20 protein-coding genes are annotated in these 16623 nt (G+C 65.0%); 11 read left to right on the top strand and 9 right to left on the bottom strand.

The window, feature by feature from the left end; all coding sequences use genetic code 11:
• Positions 1-38: 38 nt before the first annotated feature.
• Entirely contained in the window at positions 39-842 is an 804-nt protein-coding gene (locus AB0N05_RS34815) for an NAD(P)-dependent oxidoreductase (protein ID WP_364702117.1), read from the top strand.
• A 546-nt stretch (positions 843-1388) separates the two neighbouring features.
• Positions 1389-2534, top strand: a complete 1146-nt coding sequence (locus AB0N05_RS34810; RefSeq protein WP_364702114.1) for an LLM class flavin-dependent oxidoreductase — start codon at positions 1389-1391, stop codon at positions 2532-2534.
• Between the two features lie 37 nt (positions 2535-2571).
• Here AB0N05_RS34810 and AB0N05_RS34805 read toward each other — a convergent pair whose 3' ends face one another.
• Complete coding sequence (locus AB0N05_RS34805) at positions 2572-2952, bottom strand: PLD nuclease N-terminal domain-containing protein (RefSeq protein ID WP_364702111.1); 381 nt, start codon at positions 2950-2952, stop codon at positions 2572-2574.
• A 259-nt stretch (positions 2953-3211) separates the two neighbouring features.
• Here AB0N05_RS34805 and AB0N05_RS34800 point away from each other — a divergent pair, with 259 nt between their 5' ends.
• From AB0N05_RS34800 to AB0N05_RS34790, 3 genes are read left to right on the top strand one after another with little or no spacing between them, the layout of a single operon-like run.
• Positions 3212-4342, top strand: coding sequence for a GGDEF domain-containing protein (locus AB0N05_RS34800; RefSeq protein ID WP_364702109.1), 1131 nt, complete (start codon positions 3212-3214; stop codon positions 4340-4342).
• A 20-nt stretch (positions 4343-4362) separates the two neighbouring features.
• Positions 4363-4878 (top strand): SRPBCC family protein, encoded by a 516-nt coding sequence (locus AB0N05_RS34795; protein WP_364702106.1) that lies wholly within the window; start codon positions 4363-4365, stop codon positions 4876-4878.
• Entirely contained in the window at positions 4875-5309 is a 435-nt protein-coding gene (locus tag AB0N05_RS34790; RefSeq protein ID WP_364702103.1) for a hypothetical protein, read from the top strand. Before AB0N05_RS34795 ends, AB0N05_RS34790 begins: the two co-directional genes overlap by 4 nt.
• A gap of 14 nt (positions 5310-5323) precedes the next feature.
• Here AB0N05_RS34790 and AB0N05_RS34785 read toward each other — a convergent pair whose 3' ends face one another.
• From AB0N05_RS34785 to AB0N05_RS34765, 5 genes are all read right to left on the bottom strand, one after another.
• Positions 5324-5629 (bottom strand): hypothetical protein, encoded by a 306-nt coding sequence (locus tag AB0N05_RS34785; RefSeq protein ID WP_364702100.1) that lies wholly within the window; start codon positions 5627-5629, stop codon positions 5324-5326.
• A 222-nt stretch (positions 5630-5851) separates the two neighbouring features.
• Positions 5852-6727, bottom strand: coding sequence for an SAM-dependent methyltransferase (locus tag AB0N05_RS34780; RefSeq protein ID WP_364702098.1), 876 nt, complete (start codon positions 6725-6727; stop codon positions 5852-5854).
• A 47-nt stretch (positions 6728-6774) separates the two neighbouring features.
• Positions 6775-7959, bottom strand: a complete 1185-nt coding sequence (locus AB0N05_RS34775; protein WP_364702095.1) for an acyl-CoA dehydrogenase family protein — start codon at positions 7957-7959, stop codon at positions 6775-6777.
• Between the two features lie 120 nt (positions 7960-8079).
• Positions 8080-8691, bottom strand: coding sequence for a TetR family transcriptional regulator (locus tag AB0N05_RS34770; RefSeq protein WP_364702092.1), 612 nt, complete (start codon positions 8689-8691; stop codon positions 8080-8082).
• Positions 8675-9532, bottom strand: coding sequence for an IclR family transcriptional regulator (locus tag AB0N05_RS34765; RefSeq protein ID WP_364702089.1), 858 nt, complete (start codon positions 9530-9532; stop codon positions 8675-8677). Before AB0N05_RS34765 ends, AB0N05_RS34770 begins: the two co-directional genes overlap by 17 nt.
• A gap of 84 nt (positions 9533-9616) precedes the next feature.
• Between AB0N05_RS34765 and AB0N05_RS34760 the strand changes: the two genes are divergently transcribed.
• From AB0N05_RS34760 to AB0N05_RS34750, 3 genes are all read left to right on the top strand, one after another.
• Positions 9617-10282 carry a YdcF family protein gene (locus AB0N05_RS34760; protein ID WP_364702086.1) on the top strand — a complete coding sequence of 222 codons (666 nt, stop codon included), beginning with the start codon at positions 9617-9619 and terminating at the stop codon, positions 10280-10282.
• A 91-nt stretch (positions 10283-10373) separates the two neighbouring features.
• Positions 10374-10745 carry a nuclear transport factor 2 family protein gene (locus AB0N05_RS34755; protein ID WP_364702083.1) on the top strand — a complete coding sequence of 124 codons (372 nt, stop codon included), beginning with the start codon at positions 10374-10376 and terminating at the stop codon, positions 10743-10745.
• Positions 10746-10826: 81 nt separating this feature from the next.
• Positions 10827-11402, top strand: a complete 576-nt coding sequence (locus AB0N05_RS34750) for a hypothetical protein (protein ID WP_364702080.1) — start codon at positions 10827-10829, stop codon at positions 11400-11402.
• A gap of 12 nt (positions 11403-11414) precedes the next feature.
• On the opposite strand, the gene mgrA is transcribed toward AB0N05_RS34750, so the two are convergent.
• A complete protein-coding gene (gene mgrA / locus AB0N05_RS34745; protein WP_364702077.1) occupies positions 11415-12455 on the bottom strand; it encodes an L-glyceraldehyde 3-phosphate reductase in 1041 nt (346 codons plus the stop codon).
• A 34-nt stretch (positions 12456-12489) separates the two neighbouring features.
• Entirely contained in the window at positions 12490-13080 is a 591-nt protein-coding gene (locus AB0N05_RS34740) for a dihydrofolate reductase family protein (protein ID WP_364702074.1), read from the bottom strand.
• Between the two features lie 104 nt (positions 13081-13184).
• Here AB0N05_RS34740 and AB0N05_RS34735 point away from each other — a divergent pair, with 104 nt between their 5' ends.
• Positions 13185-14231, top strand: a complete 1047-nt coding sequence (locus AB0N05_RS34735; RefSeq protein ID WP_364702071.1) for a sigma-70 family RNA polymerase sigma factor — start codon at positions 13185-13187, stop codon at positions 14229-14231.
• Here AB0N05_RS34735 and AB0N05_RS34730 read toward each other — a convergent pair.
• On the bottom strand, positions 14228-14668 hold the full coding sequence (locus AB0N05_RS34730) for a DUF6636 domain-containing protein (RefSeq protein ID WP_364702068.1): 441 nt from the start codon (positions 14666-14668) through the stop codon (positions 14228-14230). The two genes, AB0N05_RS34735 and AB0N05_RS34730, sit on opposite strands and share 4 nt — an antisense overlap.
• 140 nt (positions 14669-14808) lie before the next feature.
• On the opposite strand from AB0N05_RS34730, the gene AB0N05_RS34725 reads away from it, so the two are divergent.
• A complete protein-coding gene (locus AB0N05_RS34725) occupies positions 14809-15573 on the top strand; it encodes an ATP-binding cassette domain-containing protein (protein ID WP_364702065.1) in 765 nt (254 codons plus the stop codon).
• Entirely contained in the window at positions 15570-16601 is a 1032-nt protein-coding gene (locus tag AB0N05_RS34720; protein ID WP_364702061.1) for an ABC transporter permease, read from the top strand. The genes AB0N05_RS34725 and AB0N05_RS34720 overlap by 4 nt, the downstream gene beginning before the upstream one ends.
• The last annotated feature ends 22 nt before the right edge of the window (positions 16602-16623 follow it).

Raw genomic sequence — 16623 nt, 5'->3', positions numbered from 1 at the left:
GTTCTTATTTCCTCTCGAAATTCGAACAAGGAGTTCTCGTGTCGGAGCAACGCGTTCTCATCACCGGTGCGGCGGGCATTGTCGGCAAGCTCATGCGGCCGCGCCTCATTCGGACCGGTCGCGTGCTGCGCCTGCTGGACGTGCAGCCGCTGGAACCCGCGGTGGCCGGTGAACAGGTGGAGATCGTGACCGCCTCGATCACCGACGCCGACGCCATGGCCGCCGCCTGCCGCGACGTGGACGCGCTGATCCACCTCGGCGGCATCAGCCGCGAGGACACCTGGGAGCGGATTCTCGAAGTGAATATCGACGGCACCCATACGCTGCTGGAAGCCGCACGGGCAGCGGGTGTTCCGCGCGTGGTGCTGGCCTCGAGCAATCACGCGGTCGGATTCCGCCGCATCGGCGAGGCCGGACCGGACGGCCTGCCCGGCGATAGCGCGCCCCGCCCGGACACCTACTACGGCGTCAGCAAGGCGGCCATCGAAGCACTCGGCAGCCTCTACCATTCACGATTCGGCATGGATGTGACCTGTCTGCGCATCGGCAGCTGCTTCGAGCGGCCGACCGACCCGCGCCAGCTGTCGATCTGGCTTTCGCCCGACGATTGCGCCCGCCTGCTCGAGGCCTGCCTGGCCACCGAAAAGCCCGGCTACCGCGTGCTGTGGGGCGTTTCGGCCAATACCCGCGCCATCGTCTCACTGCGCGAGGCCGAGGAGATCGGCTACCGGAGCCTCGATGACGCCGAACGATTCGCCGCCGACGTGCCGCCCGGCATGGTTCCCGAATATATCGGCGGAGCGTTCTGCGATGCGCCACTCGGACAGCCCAACCCACTGTGAGAACAGATCGAATACTGTTTGGGCGGGAAGGGGTTTCGCCTCGAAGGTGAGCCCGATGAATCTCGTCAGGGAGGCTCGAGGCGCGGCCGCGTGCGGGATGGCAACCCGTATGGTCGGTGAGCTCCCTGCTTCGTCAGCTACGTTGTGGTTCAAACGATTTCGCGCGCGATAATGGAGTTGCGTGTTCAGGGGTGTCTCCCAGTAGGATCGACTATGGGGCCGACATCCTTATCCCCCCGAGGCTGTCGCCCCACTCGGCGGCGTGTTCTACCCCTAGTCGGGTCAGTAGCCACCGCTGATGTCGATGTCGCCGGGCAACTCCCCCCTTCGCCCGGCGGCATCCACAGCGCATATCGCCCGGAGCCCCCACACTGATCCTGCGCGCTGCCCGCCTCCCAGCACTGGAAACCGAACAACGCAGGGCGGGTGCGGCGTAGGGCTTGTCTCTGGGCGCGGGGATGACGCGCGTTCGCCGGACACGGCGGCGGGTTCGACGAGATAATCGGTGCGGCACCGACTCTGGTGTTTTGGTCGAGAGGAGACCCCGTGTCGGACTCGCGTGATCAGAGATCGTTTTCGGTGGGGACGCTCGCCGGGGTGAATCCGCCGCTCGGGGCGGCGCGCTTCGCGGTGCGGATGGCACGGTTGGGGCGGCTGGATTCGATATTGACGCCGGATCATTTGATCGGGGTGTTCCCGCGTTCGGTGTGGGACAGCGATTTCACGCCGCAAGCCAAGACGCTTCGCAGCCCGGACGAGCAGTTCGATTACGCTCCGGTGCTGGCGCATTTGGCCGCCGGGGCGGGGCGGGTGCAGTTGGGGGTCGGCGTGACGGATCCGCATCGTCGCCATCCGGTGTTGCTGGCGCAGACGTTTCTCACGCTGGCGCATATGACCAAGGTGCCGCCCATTCTGGGTATCGGCTCCGGCGAGCGGGAGAACCTCGACCCGTATGGCTTCACCTGGAATCGTCCGGTGGATCGCTTGGAGGAGGCCCTACAGGTGATTCGCGCCTGCCTGACCTCGACGGAGCCGATCGAATTCACCGGCCGCTACTACCAGATCGACAGGGCCCCACTGGATTTGACCGTCCCGGCCGATCGCATGCCGCAAATCTGGATCGGCGCGCACGGTCCGCGCATGCTGGAGCTGACCGGGCGCTACGCCGACGGGTGGTATCCGTGGGAGCCGGTGACGCCGGGGGAGTACGAGCGCAGGCTGGACCTGGTCCGCAAATCCGCGCTCGCGGCCGGACGCGATCCCGAGGCTATCGTCCCCGCTCAGATGGTCCAGATTCTCACCGCCCGCACCCAGTCGGGGATCCGCCGACTGCTCCGCGCACCGGCGGTCCGCTATCTGGGCCTGTTCGCCTCGGCCGAAGTATGGGCGCGCAATGGCGCGAAACATCCACTCGGAGAGAACTTCCGGGGCCTGATCGATCTCATGCCCCACCAGCTGAGTGCGGCCGAGGTGCGGGAGGCGATCGCCGAGGTTCCGGATGAGGTCCTGCACGACTGGCTGATCATCGGCACACCCACCGAGATCCTGGCCCGCGTGCGCGCCCTGGCCGACGCCGGACTGCGGCACGCGATCATTTTTCCGTCCTCCGCGCTGGTATCCAACGCGGATGCGGCGTTCAGTTACGGCGTGGTGCTGTGGCTGGCCGCCAAACTGCGCCGATCGCCCGAGTGACCGAGGTCAGTTCACTTGCGGCCCTGAGTGTTCAGCGTCAAACCTGCTCGCCGCTTTCGCGACGGCGATCGATTTCCTGCTGGCGCGCCGCCTCCTGGCGTCGCGCTTCGGCGCGCTGCATTTCGGCGCGCTCCCGGAGTCCGCGCAAGAACGCTTCGTCCGCGGCCGGATCCGCGGGGACGTAGCGGCCCGGACGGTCGTATTCGGAATAGCTCGTCGTGGACCGAGGGCGGGTCTCGGCGATCGGGCGGCCGAGGATCAGCCACAGCAGCGCGCCCACGGTCGGCACCAGAATGACGATCAGCAACCAGCCGCCCTTCGGCAGGTGCCGGACCCCGCCCTCCGGACAGGTGATGATGTCGATCAGGCAATAGATCCACAGGCCCAGCGTGATCAGTGCTACGGCGGCGTACGGCATTGGTGAAATCTCCTGAATTATGTGCGGATCGCGGGCGATTGCCGCGCCGCACTTCCTCCCCGCGAACCCGATCCGGGCGCGCCTTTGTCCGGAGAAATGTACCCGGTGCCGATAACGACCGAATGCCTTATGACATGGCTTACAGTCATGCGAAGGCCGCATCGTGCCTGAATAGACTGCGTTGACCGGCCGAACGCGGGGGTGAACGGCGGGGTGCGGCTCGACAATGTGAGGTTCGTCCGGAGTCGAGGGGCGGTACATGCGAGTTGATCTGCGATTGCTGCGGGATTGGTGGCGTGAGGACGTCGACTACAACTGGGTGGTCGACGCCATCGCGTCCCGCTCGGCGCTCGGAGTCTTGAAGATCGCGATCGGATTGTGTGGCCTGGCCGCGCCGATCATCGGACTGCTGACCGTATTGTCTCCGGCGGGACCGGACGGCCTGCTGGGCAGGGGAGTCCTGTGGCTGCTCATCGGCGCGGGCGCGCTGTGGGGTGTGCGCTGGTGGGTGCTGCCCTGGCCCGCCGAGTCGGAATCGCTGCTGCTGATCGCGGCTGCCGATATCAGCATCACCGCGGTGTGCGCATTGAGTCCCGGGTATGTGGTCCGGTCGGTCGGGATGATGCTGCTCTTGATCGTAGGTGTGTACGTCAGCGCCTTCCAAAGTCCGAAAACCCTTGCCGTGCAGACTATGTGGTCGCTGGCTTCGGCGGGACTGCTGGCCGCGCCGCTCTTCGGCAGCGGGGACATCACCTCGGCGCTGATCATGATCATGGGGATGGCGGCGGCCGTGGTCGTGCCTCCGGGATTGCAGTTCTGTTACTGGGTGCTGCGCTGCGAAATGCTCTCGGACCCGCTGACGCAACTGCTGAGCAGGCGCGGCCTCGACTACCACACGGCGATCCTGCTCTCGCGTCCCTCGCCGCTGCCGATCGGTGTCCTGATGATCGACCTGGACCGGTTCAAAACCGTCAATGACACCTTCGGTCACGCCGCCGGTGACGAGGTCCTGGTGCGCACCGCGGATCGATTGCGTCGGAACGCGCCCGCCGGTGGCATTGTGTCCCGGTTCGGTGGTGAGGAGTTCGCGATCATCGTCCGCCTGCCGATCGCGGCGGCCGTCGACGCGGCCGATCGCCTGCGTCGTGTCATCGCCGAGCCGATCGGCTCGATCTCGGTCACGGCCAGCATCGGCCTGGCGATTGTCGATCGGGAGGTGATCGGCGATCGGCCCCGCGATCAACAGGGGGTCTGGGAGCTCGTCCGTTCCGCCGACCGGGCGATGTATCAGGCGAAACAGCAGGGCGGCGATGCCGTCGTGATCGCCGATCTCACTCCGCCTCGCAAGATCGAGGGTCCGGCGGCGGTGCGTAGCGCTACACTCGAATAGTGTCTGGGACAATTTCGACCGTGCTCAATACCTTCCGACTCAACCCCGGTATCGAGCGCACGAAATACGAAGCAGGGCAACAGGATCGCAGTTCGCGGATTATTGCCGCCCCGCCCGAACGGCTTTATGACCTCGTCAGCGATATCACCCAGATGGGTCGATGGAGTCCGGAAAATCGTGGCGGCCGGTGGATCGGGGGAGCGAGCGGGCCGGTTGCCGGTGCCTACTTCATCGGTTTCAACCGTCGTGGCCCGGTCGTCTGGGCGACTCCCTGCCAGGTGACGGTTGCCGACCGGGGGCGGCGATTCGAATTCGATGTCTATCTCATCGGCGCGCGGTGGGGCTATCTATTCGAACCATGCGACGGCGGGACACGTGTCACCGAATATCGGGACTGGCCCTATTCCGCACCGCTGATGAAACTGCTTCGATGGACAGGTCCCCTCGGCCGCCCGCGCGACAATTTAGCCCTGGACGGCCTCCAGAAGACGCTCGTGCGTCTGCAAGAAATTGCCGAAAAAGGAGGACTGCCATGATCGACAGTCGGTTTCACCCGGGTCCGCTCGTTCTCGTGGCGGCGGCCTGCTGTTCAGTAATTCTCGCCGCTCCCGCATTCGCGAAATCAGCGGCATCGATCGCGGTCGATTCCACCGTGGTCTACAACGTCTCGACCTTGACCGTCAGCGGTTCGGCCACCTGCGATGGCGGCGGCACCGCGGGAGTGAACATCACGAACGGCTCCCTGGAGCAGATGTTCCAAGGCGGCGTCGGCGGCCCGATAGCCATCCAACTCGACGGCGCGGTCCTGGTCGACTGCGACGGATCCGCACACACCTGGTCAGGCAACCTTGTCGCCCCCGGCCGCATACTGCCCACCGATTCCGGCGGAAGCCTCACAGCCACCCTCTCCCAAGGCTCTACCGTCATAGCCACCACCGGTTCGCGCCCCATCCACATCGTCCGCTGACCGAAGCCCGGTCGCTACTTCTCGGTGTCTTCGGTTTCGCTCGGAGTCGTGCCGGACTTCTTGGTCGTCAACGGAACGTTGACCCGACGCTTGCGCTGCTGTGCGGCGACCAGCTCCTGTGCCGCGACTATCTCGGTGTGGGAGGTCGTGGTGTCGCCGAAGTCTTCCTGCATGACCGAGCCAGGGAGTACACCGCCATATCCAGCGGTGGCGAACGGATGATTGAACTCGCCGCCCCCGATCCCGTGCCGCTTGATCTTGACGAGCCGGATCGTCATCAGGGTGACGGGCGCGAGTGTCAAGGCGATCGCCATAATCACCCAGGCCAGCGTAGATCCATCCACATCGGCTCCCCTCGCATTGTCTGCGCCGCCTGCCGGTCGCCCGGTTTCGGCAGTGTCCAGCCAACATAACCGCTGGTCAGGTGTGATTGCCCGGCGGGTCGAGGTTCGGCGCGTCGTCGGTGCACACCCGCCGACGTCGACCAGCCGGATGAACGATTCGATTCCGACGGCCGAGTGGAGAGCGAATCTCGGGCGAGGCTACTGAGTCGGTGCGGCCGTCGTCCTTCCGGCGCGCAGTACGTGCGGCGGGTTGAGGGTGGAGGTCGGTGCGGGGATTCCGGCGTAGTGCTGGATCAGCGCGAGACTGTCCAGATCTTCGATCGAATTGAAACCCAGTGTGCGCAAATCGGATTCGATTTGTACGGGGGTGAGGAAGCACAGCCAGGGCTCGCCCAGGGCGGCCACGCGGGCTGAGCGTTCGCGCAGGAATTCGATCTCGGCGGGGGAGTCGGGGTCGGCCGGACACAGGTAGTCGAAGACGACTCGGGTCGGGGCGGCCTGGTCGGCGATGAAGCGGAGGGTGTCGAGGACGGTTTGCTCGGTCAGGTACATGACGACGCCGAGCCAGACGAAGACCGCGGGCTGGTCGCGATCGAAGCCCACGGCGCTCAATCCCGCTGCGAGGGTTTGAGTTTCGAAGTCCACGGGGGTGAAGGTCAGCGAATCCGGGAGGGGGATGCCCGCCGTTTCGAGCCGGTCCCGCTTCCAGGCTTGCGTGTCCGGATGGTCGACCTCGAATACCCGGACGCCGGGGTACGGATTGCGGTACGCGAAGGTGTCGAGCCCGGCGCCAAGTACCACCACCTGCCGTGCGCCCGCGGCGACCGCTTCGGCAATGGTGTCGTCGGCGAAGCGGGCGCGTGCGGCCACGAACAGTCGCCGCCGGTATTGAATCGCGGCCGCGCCCGGGTCGGTCAGCGTGTTGGCGTCCATGTCAATGAGCTTCTCGGGGCTCGCACCGGCGATCCGGATGGCCATCGGATCGGTGAAAATGCGTGGCTCATTGGCGATTTGGTGATACGCGCGGGCGTAGGCGGTGGCGAGGGCAGTGCGACTTGGTTGTCCGATCCGCATACCGGAGAACCTACGTGCAGTGTCTTGCCCGCGCCACCGACTGTCGCTCAGATCATGGCGCGCAGCATCCCCTGAGGTTCGACTCCCATCGAGGTCAGCGCCGCCGAATGGTAGAGCGAGCCCGGCGTGTGGATGGCGTGTTGCAGGCCGACGTGGGCATCGCGCCAGAAGCGTTGCATGACATTCTGCTTGCGCACCGCATTGCCGCCGGAGCGGGCGAAGATCTCGTCGACCGCGGCGACGGCTCGCCAGGCGCAGCGAACCTGATTGCGCCGCACCATGGATCGGTCTTCGAAGGTGATCGGTTGTCCCGTATCGGCGAGATCGTAGAGCCGGCTCACGCCGTCCAGGAGTTGGATGCGGGAGGCGGAGATCTCGGCGGCTGCCTCCGAGATCGCGGACAGCACGTACGGGTCGTCCTTGATCTTGGTGCCCATGGCGGTGACTCGGTCGCGCTGATAGTCCAGGTGCGCGGCCAGGGCGCCCTCGGCAATGCCGACCACCGCGGCGGTGATGCCGAGCGGGAACATGGCCCAGAACGGGAGCTTGTAGACGGTTTCGGTACGCCCGGCGCGTTCGGCGGCGATCTCGCCCTCCGCGACCTCGGCGGAGTCGATGGTCCGGTAGGTGGGGATGAACGCGCCCTTGACGAGGATGTCCTTGCTTCCCGTTCCGCACAGGCCGATCACGTCCCACGAGTCGTCGACGATCGTGTAATCCTTGCGCGGCAGCACCACATGCAGTGCCTTGGGCGGCATGACGGGCTTGCCCTCGGCGTCGCCGACCAGTGCGCCGAGGAAGATCCAGTCGCAGTGATCGGTGCCGGAGGAGAAGCTCCAGTGGCCGTTCAGGATGTATCCGCCGTCGGCCGGGGTGGCGACCCCCTGGGCGGCGTAGGGGGAGGCGATCCAGGTGTCCGGGTTCTCGCCCCACACTTCGGTCTGGAGTGTGCGGTCCATGAGCGCCATTTCCCAGGGGTGCACGCCGCCGACGCCGGTGACCCAGCCGGTGGATCCGCAGCGGGCGGAGACCGCCATGACGGCCTCGGCGAAATCGCGCGGGTGCGCGGCGTAGCCGCCGAAGTCGGTGGGCTGCAAGAGCCGCATCACACCGGCCTGGCGCATGAGCTTGACGCTTTCGTCGGAGAGCTTGCCCAGGCGTTCGGTCTCCTCGGCGGTCGCCGCCAGCCGGTCGGCGATTTCCGCTACCCGGCGAACAACCTCGTGCGACATGTCCGCACCTCCGAAACTGAGAGCTGATGCCGCACCGTGCGATGCGACTGATTCGACGCTAGGGCGCGAATTGCCTGGCTACGAGTGGGATTCCCGCTGATCGAAACGCCGGTTCGCGGGTCAGCGCGCGTATCGCGCGAGGATGAGCCGGGTGGCCACGCGCATATCCTCGTCGGCGCGCGTGCCCGGCACCCAGCCGCTGAGGGTCGAGACCAGTACGCCCCACCAGCTGTAGACGAGCAGCCGGATGGCGCTGTGGTCTTGCTCGTCGGGTACCGGATTGCCGAGGGTGTTCCAAATTGCTTGCGGCAGTGCGGCTTCAGCTCCGAGCCAGCTGGGATTGTCCGGGGCGTCGGCCATATAGTTGCCCGCGGTGGCGCGCAGCATGGAGGAGCACAGCAGCGGGGTACGCAGCAGTTGCCGATTCAGTCGGACCAGGTTCTCGCCGACGGCGGTCACCGGATCGGCGTCCTCGCGGGTCCATTCACGATGTGCGAAGTGCACGATCTGAGCCTCGAAGACTCCGGCGAAAAGCTGTGTCTTGGAAGGGAAATACCGATACAGAGTGCCGATGGCAACCCCGGCGTTCTTCGCCACATCGAGCATCTGCACCCGGTCGAAGTCCGCGGTAGCCCCGAGCTCCGCCGCCACCTCCAGAATCTTTTCGCGCCGCGCCGCCTGACTGCGTGACCCCGGCGCGGCGGGCGTGCGTGCCTCAGCGATTCGCGCCACCGGTCCCCGCTCTCCCCTGCTCCTGCCTCGCGATTCTCAGCGTAGGCCGATTCGGCGCCGCGGGCCCGCCCAGCAACTCGTCGGAAATAGCGCGCGCCGCCTTCGCCACCAGCGGAGCAACTCGATCCAGCGGAGTATTCGCATCGCCGACCACCGAGATGGCACCCACCGGTCCTTCGGGATTGCGCAAAGCCATAGCGGCACAAGCGATCCCCGAGGCGTACTCCCCCCGCTCGAACGCCAGCCCGTTGGCGGTCCGAATATTGTTCAGCGCCCGATGCAAGACGCCGAGGTCACCAATGCTGCGCGGAGTCCTACGCGGAATCCCGTCCGCGTACTCGAGATCGATACGCTCCGCAGGCAGCCAAGCAAGTATCGCCTTCCCCAGCGCCGTGCAGTGCGCAGGCGCCCGCCCCCCAACTCGTGACGGCACATCAACAGCCGACCGCCCACCCACCTTGTCGAGGTAATAAACCTCAGCCCCATCCAAAACCGCAAGGTGCACTACAAGATTCGTCCGCAGACTCAAATCCAGCAAAACCGGCGCGGCCGCAGCCCGCAACGCACTATGCCCAATCTCCCGCCCCCCAAGCCCGAGTGACCGCTCACCCAGCCGATACCCGGTAGCAGTCCGATCGATCCACCGCTGCCGAGTCAACTGCTCGAGTATCCGATAGGTACTGGACCGAGGCAGATTGGTCCGCTGAGCCACCTGCTCCAACGTCCGCACCGTATGCGGCCGCTCGAACAAATCCATGATCAGCGTTATCCGCTCCACCATCGCCGTAGGAGCCTGCCGCCCATCCTCGGATTCCGCCCCCAAGCTCAACATCGAGGTCATCAAACCCACCTCTCCAAAACTGAAACCAATTCTAGTTCGAGGCTAGCAGCGCAGGTGACGACTGGGAAGAGGAGGATGCGTCGCATGACGTCTGCGCTGCTGCCGGAGGAGTTTCGTGCTGAGGTCGAGGTCCTTTGGGATTACACGCAGATGCACCATGAGGTGCGCCCCGTGGACGTCGCGGTAGGGCTGGGCAGCCACGATCTGGGGGTTGCCTCGTATGCGGCCGACCTGTACCGCCGAGGCATGTTTCCGCTGATTGTCTTTACCGGTGCGCATGGACCATTCACTGTGGAACGGTTTCCGCGTGGGGAGGCGGTGCACTTTCGGGAGCTCGCAATCGAACTCGGGGTCCCGGATCGCGCGATACTTGTCGAGCCTCGGGCAACGAATACCGGTGAGAACATCGACTTCACCCGGAAGCTGCTGGAAGATGTCGTAGGCCGCGAGATCGAGTCGGTGATGCTGATCTGCCGTCCCTATCAGCAGCGCCGCAGCTATGCGATTTGCCGAAAGCGCTGGCCCGCAGTCGATGTCGTATGCAGTTCGCGGCCGCTGCCCCTGGATCAGTACATTGCTGACATCGGTGACACCGACCGTGTCATCATCTCGCTTGTCGGCGAAATTCAACGCCTCTGGGTGTATCCGGCCCGTGACTGGGCGATTCGGCAGCAGGTTCCGGATGACGTTCGTCAGGCGTACTCGCGGCTTGTGGATGCCGGCTTCACCGGACGACTGCTTCCCGGATAGTCAGTGGGTCAGCCGGACTACCGGGCTGTAAGGCCATTGGCCGTGGGCGCACGAGCCCGGACTGCGGTGGGCGGCGTTGTAGGTTCGGGGGATGGACCGGAATGCTGTTGAGGCGTGGGTTGCGGGATATGAGCGGGCTTGGCGGTCGGAGGGGACCGACGGGCTGGGGGAGTTGTTCGGGGTGGAGGTGGAATACCTCGCTTCGCCTTGGGCTCAGCCGATTCGGGGGTTGGGGGAGTTGGGGAAGTTTTGGGAGGAGGGGCGGGATGGGGCTGATGAGGCGTTTGTGATGGAGTCGGAAGTGGTTGCGGTGGAGGGGGAGACGGCCGTGGTTCGGGTGGCGGTGGAGTATGCGCGGGATGTGCCGTGGCGGGATTTGTGGGTGTTGCGGTTCGGGCAGGACGGGCTGTGTAGGCGGTTTGAGGAGTGGCCGTTTGCGCCGGGGCAGGAGGATGGGCAGTGAGGGGTGGTTGCTGGCTGGTGGCTCGGTAACCAGGGTTTGCCCGGAGGTGGGGCGGGATGGGGGTGTGCGACGATCGACGGTATGAAATCGCTTGGCGCGCTCCTGGTTTGCGCACCTTTGTGTATTGCCGGGTATGGCGTGATCAGGTTGATCGGGAAGGCTGACGGGCAGTACGGGCCGGGGTTGGATTGGCAGTTCGCGCATTTGGTCGGGTTGTTGGGGCTGGGGTTGTTCATTCCGGTGGTGGTCGGGCTCGGGTGGATGCTTCCCTCGGGCGGGGTGCGGAATGCGGTGGTCACGGTCACGCTGATCGGGTTGGCGGCCACGATCATTCAGTTCGGGGCGGATGTCGTTTTCGCCGCGGAGGCGAATGATGCCGTGGATATGAGCAGGCGCAGTGATGACTTCTCGGCTATTCCGGGGATTCGGATGGCGATCTATTCGGTGGGGCCGCAGCTGTTCTTCCTCGGCCTGGTGGTGCTGACGGCGCTGCTGGTGCGGGCGCGGCGGTTGCCGTGGTGGAGTCCGGTGGTCGCTCTGGCCAGCGTGCTGCTGCCCGCGGTGAACCTCGGCCTGCTGCCCATCGCGGGGGTCGGGTTGCTCGCCGCCATCTGCCCGGCGTCGGATTCGCGGACTCGTCAGATGTCGAATGTTTGACGTTCGAGCGGGTTAGAGCGCGCCCAGGCGGGCGTCGCGCCAGAGATCGACGGCTCCATCGTTCTTCAGCAGACCGTCGATCTCGGCGAGTTCGGCCGCGTCGAAGTCGAGATTGTCGAGCGCGCCCACGTTCTGGTCCAGCTGCTCGGTCGAGGATGCGCCGACTACCAGCGAGGTGACCCGCTGATCGCGCAGCGCCCAGGCCAGGGCCAGTTGGGCCAGGGTCTGCCCGCGCCGTCCCGCGATGGTGTTCAGCTCACGCAGACGTTCGATCATCTCGGTGGTGAGCAGCTCGGTCTGGAACGACTTGCCTTGGGTGGCACGGGATCCCTCGGGCACACCGTCGAGATACTTGCCGGTGAGCATGCCCTGCGCGAGCGCGGTGAAGCCGATGACGCCGAACCCGTGCTCGTCGGCGGTATCGAGCAGCCCATCGGTTTCGATCCAGCGATTGAGCATCGAATACGAGGGCTGGTGGATGAGCAGCGGCGTACCCAGTTCGCGCAACAACCGCGCCATGGTCGCCGAATCCGCAGCGGTGTACGAGGAGATGCCGACATAGAGCGCTTTGCCTTGCCGCACAGCGGTATCCAGCGCGGCAGCGGTCTCCTCGAGCGGCGTCGTCGGGTCGAATCGGTGCGAGTAGAAGATATCGACGTAATCCAGCCCGAGCCGGGTGAGCGACTGATCGAGCGAGGCCAGCACATACTTCCGCGACCCGCCGCCCTGCCCGTACGGTCCGGGCCACATATCCCAACCCGCCTTGGTGGAGATGATCAATTCGTCGCGGTATCGCGAAAGATCCTCGCGCAGTAGACGTCCCGCATTGATCTCGGCAGCACCGTACGGCGGACCATAGTTATTGGCCAGATCGAAGTGAGTGATGCCGAGATCGAACGCATGCAGGGCGACCTCGCGCTGGGTCTCGAAGGGACGGTCGTCGCCGAAGTTGTGCCAGAAGCCGAGCGAGAGCAACGGCAGATCCAGACCGGATCGTCCGCTGCGGCGGTAGCGCATGGCCTCATAGCGGTTCGGAGCGGCGACGAACGTCATCGATGATCCCCTTCTGCTGTCGGAAGCTTCCAGCCTAATCAGAGACGAATTCGTAGGTGCAGGAGAGGAGCCCCTCACCGATCTTGTGGGTGTCGATGAGGTGCATCGGCTTCTTGTCGCGGGTCTCGTCGAACAGGCGCACGCCGGTGCCGAGCACGACCGGGAAGACGACCAGCCGCAGTTTGTCGGCCAGGTTCTGCTCGATCAATGTGCGCACGAGCCGATAGCTGCCGTAGACCAGGATGTCACCGTCCACTTTCCGCTTCAGCTCCGAAATCTCCTTTGTCGCATCCCCATTGAGGACCGTGGTGTTGCTCCACCCAGGATTCTCGAGCGTCGACGACACGACGTACTTGGGGAGGCTGTTCATTCTGTCGGCCCACCCGCGGCTCACGCGGATGTCCATATGTGGCGTCCGGGCCGCGAACCACTCGAAGCTCCGCCTGCCCAGCAGTAGTGCCTCGGCGCTCAGCGCTTCCTCCGTCTCAACGGCGGTCCAGTCTTCGAGGTCCTTACTGCCCACGAACTGGTGGAACCAACCGCCCAGCTTGAAGCCTTCCTGACCGTCCGGGTCTTGGACCACTCCATCGAGAGTGGCATTTGTGCTGATGACGATCTTTCCCATTTCCGTGCTCCCTTGACAGTGTTGTCGGCTAGCACTGATCCAGACGTCGCGGGCGCGGGAAAGGGGGCGCGCCCCCTTCGCGCCTTGCCCGGCGTCCATACAGGATGGAACTGCACACGAGGAATGAGGTGGCGAGCGTGGAGTCGGAGCGGGCAGACCTATTGTCGAGGGCGCGAGCCGGGGACGGCGAGGCGTTCCGAGCGCTGACCGAGCCACATCGCCGCGAGCTACAGGTGCACTGCTACCGGATGCTCGGATCCTTTCAGGATGCCGAGGACGCTCTCCAGGACACGATGCTCGCCGCGTGGCGAGGTCTCGAACAATTCGACGGGCGCGCCTCGATGCGCACCTGGCTCTATCGCATTGCCACCAACCGGTGCCTCGACGCGCTGCGCTCGGCCCGCCGACGCCCCGCCAAGCAGTGGGATATTCCGGGGATCGAACCACCCGAACCCACTCGTCTCGGCGAAATCCCTTGGCTTGAGCCCTATCCCGATGCCCTGCTGGATGGTGCGATGAGTGTGCCGCTCGGGCCGGAAGCGCGCTATGAACAAACCGAATCCATCTCGCTGGCGTTTGTGACCGCCCTGCAGATCTTGCCGCCTCGTCAGCTCGCCATTCTCATCCTGCGCGACGTGCTCGGGTTCCGCGCGAACGAAGTGGCCGACATGCTGGATACGACCGTCGAATCGGTCAAGAGTGCCCTCAAACGTGCGCGAGCGGGCATGCAGCGCTTGCCTACTACCCGGGAACAGTCGCCTGCCGGAGATTCCCGCGCCGAGGACGCGATCGTGGCGAGGTTCGTCAGCGCCTATGAATCGGCCGATATCGATGCGCTGGTGGCTCTGCTGACCGATGACGTCTTCATGTCGATGCCACCGATGCCTCTGGAATACCAGGGGCGAGACATTGTGGCCCGTTTCTTCTCACTCATCTTCGGCGCGTCCCAAAGATACGCGCTGGTGCGAACCCGAGCCAATGGTCAGCCTGCATTGGGAGGCTATCGACACACCCCGACAGGCATCCATGGATCCGGCCTGTTCGTCCTCACTCTGACCGACGACAGAATCAGCGCACTGACCGTGTTCGAACCCGTCGTCCTACCCGCCTTCGGCCTACCCGAATCCCTCCCGGCCGCATTGCGGCCCTAGCCCATTCGGTAATCCTGGCGGGAGACGTAGAAGTAGTGCCGGGTGCTGGTGTCCGTGCAGGTGATGCCGCTGACGTCGCTGGAGCATTCGATGCTGCCATTGCGGATGGTCTGCCCGTAGTTGAGCACCGAGTAGCTGCTTCCGATCATGGTGTCATGGGCGCAGCTGAAGCCCACTCCGTCGGTTCGGCTGATTTCGAGGGTGTGACCGTATTTGACATGGCAGTCGGCGGGAGCTGCCGTGGGCACATAGGTGAACGTGCCGATATCGCATCGGACGAGTCCGGCTCCGGAGCCGTCCGAGGCAATCACGCATGCGATGTTTCCTGAGGGGGCCTGGAATGTCACCGATTCCGCGGCCTGTGCCGTGGCGGCCGGAAGTCCGATGAAGAGCCCGGCCGCGAGTGACATATTGAATGCGAGTCTGCGGTTTCTCATACTTCTCGATTGTGCGGCGCGACCTTGCAAAGGCCTTACGACGATCTTTCGCCATATCGTCTCCGGCACAGGGGGAGCGAACGTACGATCGGCAAGCGGACCGGACGTCCGTTCAGTCGATCTGATCGAGGTGATCGTCAATGCCTACCGTTGTGCTCGAAGCCGAGGGGCTCAGCAAGCGGTATGGCGGCGTGGAAGCCTTGCGTGGGGCCAACTTTCAGGTATTCGCCGGGGAAGTCGTGGCATTGATCGGGGACAATGGCGCGGGGAAATCGACTCTGGTGAAATGCCTTTCGGGGGCCGAACAACCCGATGGCGGGCGAATCCTCTTGGATGGCGCGCCGGTTCGAATGGGCACGCCGACCGCGGCTCGGCGGCTCGGAGTGGAGACGGTGTACCAGGATCTGGCCGTCGCGCCCGATCTTGATCCGGCCGCGAATCTGTTTCTCGGGCGCGAGCTGTTCCGGCGCGGACTGCCGGGGCGGCTTGGGATGCTCGATCGTAAGGCTATGAGAACCCAAGCGGCCGAACACTTTCAACGATTGGGCGTGGTGCTGCCCCGCGCGGATGTGTCGATCGGATCGCTGTCGGGCGGACAACGGCAGACCGTTGCCGTTGCGCGCGCGGTGATGTGGGCGAGCAAGGTGGTGTTCATGGATGAGCCGACCGCCGCGCTCGGCGTGGTCCAGCGTGAGCGGGTGCTCGATGTGGTTCGCCGCGTGCGAGATCAAGGGATTTCGGTGGTGCTGATCAGCCACAATATGCCCGAGGTCATGGCCGTCGCCGATCGCATAGAGGTACTGCGGCTGGGTCGGCGGGTGGCTCGCTTCACGGCCGCCGATGCCACGCTCGAGCAACTGGTCGGGGCCATGACCGGGGCACTGAATACCGAGGATGCGGCATGAGCGCCGAGACCGACACCGTGCTCGAGCTGCCGCCGCACACCTGGTGGCAGCGACTGGCGGGGGTCAGCACGCTGTGGATCGGGATCGTGCTGGTGGTGCTGTACGCGTCGTTCAGCATTGCGCGCCCGGATGCGTTTCCGACCCGATTCACCCTGCAGACCTTGCTGATCGAGACTTCGGTGCTGCTGGTTCTGTCGATCGGGATGACGTTCGTGATCGTCACCGCGGGCATCGATCTGTCGGTCGGCATGGTGTTGATCTTCTCCGGAGTGCTGGCCTCCAAGACCATGGAGTGGCTCAGTCCCGGCGAAGACGCCACCCATGCGGGGTGGGGCATCATCCTTCTCGGCCTGGCCATGTCCATTGCGGGCGGGGCACTTTGGGGCCTCATCAATGGATTCCTGGTGGCCAAGGCCAAGATTCCGCCGCTGATCGTCACCCTCGGCTCCTTCGGCGCGGCGTTGGGTGCTGCCCAGCTGATCACCGGCGGTGTGGACACCCGCACGGTCCCCGAAAAGCTGCGCAACTCACTGGGTTTCGGCACCATGCTGGGCGGCATCCCGAACCTGGTGTTGGTGGCCGCGGCGGTCACGCTGTTCGGCGCGTGGCTGCTGCACACCACCCGCTTCGGCCGATACGCCTATGCGATCGGCTCCAGTGCCGAGGCGGCCCGACGCTCCGGTATCGGTGTCACCCGGCATCTGATCCTGGTCTACCTGATGGCCGGATTATGTTCGGGCCTGGCGGGTTTCATGAATTTAGCGTATTTCGGCACCACTACCATCGGCGGCCATAGCACCGACAATCTCGATGCCATTGCCGGTGTTGTGATCGGCGGCACCAGCCTGTTCGGCGGGGTCGGGTCGGTGCTGGGCACTGTGATCGGGGTGTTCATCCCGTCGGTGCTGCGCAAGGGCTTTGTCATCGCGGGGGTGCCGGTGTTCTGGCAGCCGATCGCGGTGAGTGTCGTGCTCGTGGCGGCCGTGTGGTTCGACCAGATTCGGCGCAGGTCGCGAGAACGGAAATAACCCAACGCATTTCGAAGGTGAG

The sequence above is a fragment of the Nocardia sp. NPDC051030 genome, from assembly GCF_040683015.1.
Classification (GTDB): Bacteria; Actinomycetota; Actinomycetes; order Mycobacteriales; family Mycobacteriaceae; genus Nocardia.
Note: the sequence above shows the minus strand (reverse complement) of the source record. Positions and strands in the feature narration are given on the sequence as shown.

Coding starts and splice junctions, on each gene's coding strand:
- AB0N05_RS34805 (WP_364702111.1), bottom strand. CDS start 2,952: ATGCCGTACGCCGCCGTAGCACTGATCACGCTGGGCCTGTGGATCTAT.
- AB0N05_RS34800 (WP_364702109.1), top strand. CDS start 3,212: ATGCGAGTTGATCTGCGATTGCTGCGGGATTGGTGGCGTGAGGACGTC.
- AB0N05_RS34790 (WP_364702103.1), top strand. CDS start 4,875: ATGATCGACAGTCGGTTTCACCCGGGTCCGCTCGTTCTCGTGGCGGCG.
- AB0N05_RS34780 (WP_364702098.1), bottom strand. CDS start 6,727: ATGCGGATCGGACAACCAAGTCGCACTGCCCTCGCCACCGCCTACGCC.
- AB0N05_RS34775 (WP_364702095.1), bottom strand. CDS start 7,959: ATGTCGCACGAGGTTGTTCGCCGGGTAGCGGAAATCGCCGACCGGCTG.
- AB0N05_RS34765 (WP_364702089.1), bottom strand. CDS start 9,532: ATGACCTCGATGTTGAGCTTGGGGGCGGAATCCGAGGATGGGCGGCAG.
- AB0N05_RS34760 (WP_364702086.1), top strand. CDS start 9,617: ATGACGTCTGCGCTGCTGCCGGAGGAGTTTCGTGCTGAGGTCGAGGTC.
- AB0N05_RS34755 (WP_364702083.1), top strand. CDS start 10,374: ATGGACCGGAATGCTGTTGAGGCGTGGGTTGCGGGATATGAGCGGGCT.
- AB0N05_RS34750 (WP_364702080.1), top strand. CDS start 10,827: ATGAAATCGCTTGGCGCGCTCCTGGTTTGCGCACCTTTGTGTATTGCC.
- mgrA (WP_364702077.1), bottom strand. CDS start 12,455: ATGACGTTCGTCGCCGCTCCGAACCGCTATGAGGCCATGCGCTACCGC.
- AB0N05_RS34740 (WP_364702074.1), bottom strand. CDS start 13,080: ATGGGAAAGATCGTCATCAGCACAAATGCCACTCTCGATGGAGTGGTC.
- AB0N05_RS34735 (WP_364702071.1), top strand. CDS start 13,185: ATGGAACTGCACACGAGGAATGAGGTGGCGAGCGTGGAGTCGGAGCGG.
- AB0N05_RS34730 (WP_364702068.1), bottom strand. CDS start 14,668: ATGAGAAACCGCAGACTCGCATTCAATATGTCACTCGCGGCCGGGCTC.
- AB0N05_RS34725 (WP_364702065.1), top strand. CDS start 14,809: ATGCCTACCGTTGTGCTCGAAGCCGAGGGGCTCAGCAAGCGGTATGGC.
- AB0N05_RS34720 (WP_364702061.1), top strand. CDS start 15,570: ATGAGCGCCGAGACCGACACCGTGCTCGAGCTGCCGCCGCACACCTGG.